Origin of the sequence: Mycobacterium sp. (assembly GCF_046095365.1) — a bacterium.
GTDB lineage: Bacteria > Actinomycetota > Actinomycetes > Mycobacteriales > Mycobacteriaceae > Mycobacterium.
On the sequence record NZ_JBJTJF010000016.1, the window covers coordinates 1 to 2998 of the forward strand.

1 protein-coding gene is annotated in these 2998 nt (G+C 69.1%); it reads left to right on the plus strand.

From position 1 onward, the window contains the following. Positions 1-97: 97 nt before the first annotated feature. A partial coding sequence (locus tag ACKOQ4_RS01260) for a glutamate synthase central domain-containing protein (RefSeq protein WP_526288031.1) occupies positions 98-2998 on the plus strand: 2901 nt, incomplete at its 3' end.

Consider the following 2998-nt stretch of genomic DNA (forward strand, 5'->3'; position numbering starts at 1 on the left):
CCGTTCACCGACGCACGGACGAACCCGGACGGGGCGCGGCGCGCCATCCACAGCCAGGGGCGAGCCGCTTCGCGGACATGTGAAGGGTCAGGTGCGTATGCCCACCAGTGTCGGGCTCTACAACCCGCTGTACGAGCATGATGCGTGCGGTGTCGCGATGGTCGTCGACATGCACGGCCGGCGCAGCCGCGACATCGTCGACAAGGCCATCACCGCCCTGCTGAACCTCGAGCACCGCGGCGCCGCCGGTGCCGAGCCCAACAGCGGTGACGGCGCCGGGATCATGATCGGGGTGCCGGACAGGTTCCTGCGCGCGGTGGTGGAGTTCGACCTTCCCGAGGAGGGTTCCTACGCCACCGGGATCGCCTTCCTGCCGCAGTCCTCCCGCGACGCCGTGCTGGCCGCCGAAGGTCTGGAGAAGATCGTCGAGGCCGAGGGCCTGACCGTGCTGGGCTGGCGCGAGGTTCCCACCGACGACTCATCGCTGGGCGCGCTGGCCCGCGACGCGATGCCGACCTTCCGGCAGCTGTTCATCGGCTGGGGGGAGCGAAGCGACGGGATGGACCCGAGCGCCTCGGGTCTGGAGCTGGAACGCCGCGCCTATGTGATCCGCAAGCGCGCCGAGCACGAGCTGGGCACCAAGGGGCCGGGCCAGGACGGCCCGGGGCGCGAAACCGTCTACTTCCCAAGCCTTTCCGGCAGGACCCTGATCTACAAGGGCATGCTGACCACCCCGCAGCTCAAGGCGTTCTATCTGGACCTGCAGGACGACCGCATGGAGAGCGCGCTGGGCATCGTGCACTCGCGGTTCTCCACCAACACCTTCCCGTCCTGGCCGCTGGCGCACCCGTTCCGCCGCATCGCGCACAACGGCGAGATCAACACCGTCACCGGCAACGAGAACTGGATGCGCGCTCGTGAGGCCTTGATCAAAACCGACGTCTTCGGTTCCGACGTCGAGAAGGTCTTCCCGGTCTGCACGCCGGGCGCCTCGGACAGCGCCCGCTTCGACGAGGTCCTCGAACTGTTGCACCTGGGCGGGCGCAGCCTGCCGCACGCCGTGCTGATGATGATCCCGGAGGCCTGGGAGCGCAACGAGGACATGGACCCCGCGCGCCGGGCGTTCTACGCCTACCACGCCGCGCTGATGGAGCCGTGGGACGGACCGGCTTCGGTGTGCTTCTCCGACGGCACCGTGGTGGGCGCGGTGCTCGACCGCAACGGCCTGCGTCCGTCGCGGATCTGGGTGACCGACGACGGCCTGGTGGTCATGGCGTCGGAATCCGGTGTGCTGGAACTGGATCCGGCCCGGCTGCAACCGCATGCGCTTGACCACCCGGGCCGGATGTTCCTGGTGGACACCGCGCAGGGCCGGATCATCGCCGACGAGGAGATCAAGGCCGAACTGGCCGCCGGGCAACCCTATGCCGAGTGGCTGGCGGCCGAGCAGTTCCACCTCGACGACCTGCCGCAGGGGCCCTACATCCGGATGCCCCACCACCGGGTGGTGCTGCGCCAGCAGGCTTTCGGCTACACCTACGAGGAACTCAACATGCTGGTGGCGCCGATGGCGCGCACCGGCGTCGAGGCGCTCGGGTCGATGGGCACCGACACCCCGATCGCGGTGCTGTCCTCGCGGCCGCGGATGCTGTTCGACTATTTCCAGCAGTTGTTCGCCCAGGTGACCAACCCGCCGCTGGACGCCATCCGCGAGGAGGTGGTGACCAGCCTGTCGGCGACGCTGGGCCCGGAGCGGGACCTGCTGCACCCGACCGCGGCCTCGTGTCACCAGATCCTGCTGCCGCAGCCGATCCTGCGCAACCACGAACTGGCCAAGCTGGTCAACCTCGACCCCGAGGACGAGGTGCACGGCCACCGCCACGGCATGCGCGCCGCGGTTATCAGCTGTCTGTACCCGGTGGCCAAGGGCGGCGCGGGCCTGCGCCGCGCGCTCGACGACATCCGCGCCGAGGCGTCCAAGGCGATCGCCGGCTGCGCGCAGATCCTGATCCTCTCCGACCGCGAGTCCAACCCGACGATGGCGCCGATCCCGTCGCTGCTGTCGGTGGCCGCGGTGCACCACCACCTGGTTCGTGAGCGCACCCGCACCCAGGTCGGCCTGGTGCTCGAGGCCGGTGACGCCCGCGAGGTGCACCACATGGCCATGCTCATCGGCTTCGGCGCAGGGGCGATCAACCCCTACATGGCCTTCGAGTCGATCAGCGACATGATCGACCGGGAGGTGATCACCGGTATCGACCGCGAGAAGGCGCTGAGCAACTACATCAAGGCCGCCGGCACGGGCGTGCTGAAGGTGATGTCGAAGATGGGCATCTCCACCGTCGCCTCATACACCGGCGCCCAGCTGTTCCAGGCCATCGGCATCTCCCAGAAGGTGCTCGACGAGTACTTCACCGGCCTGAGCTGCCCGGTCGGCGGGATCGACCTGGATGACATCGCCGCCGACGTGGCCGCCCGCCACCAACTGGCCTACCTGGACCGGCCCGACGAGCGCGCGCACCGCGAGCTCGAGGTCGGCGGGGAGTACCAGTGGCGCCGCGAGGGCGAGTACCACCTGTTCAACCCCGACACCGTGTTCAAGCTGCAGCACTCCACCCGCACCGGGCAGTACGAGGTGTTCAAGGAGTACACCCGGATGGTCGACGGCCAGAGCGAGAAGATCGCCTCGCTGCGCGGGCTGCTGAAGTTCAAAGAGGGTGTCCGCCCGCCGGTGCCGATCGACGAGGTGGAGCCGGCCGCCGAGATCGTCAAGCGGTTCTCCACCGGAGCCATGAGCTACGGCTCGATCTCCGCCGAGGCGCACGAGACGCTGGCCGTCGCGATGAACCGCCTCGGCGCGCGGTCGAACTCGGGCGAGGGCGGCGAAGCCGTCAGCCGCTTCGAGCGCGACGACAACGGCGACTGGCGCCGCAGCGCCATCAAGCAGGTGGCTTCCGGGAGGTTCGGCGTCACCAGCAACTACCTGACCAACTGCACC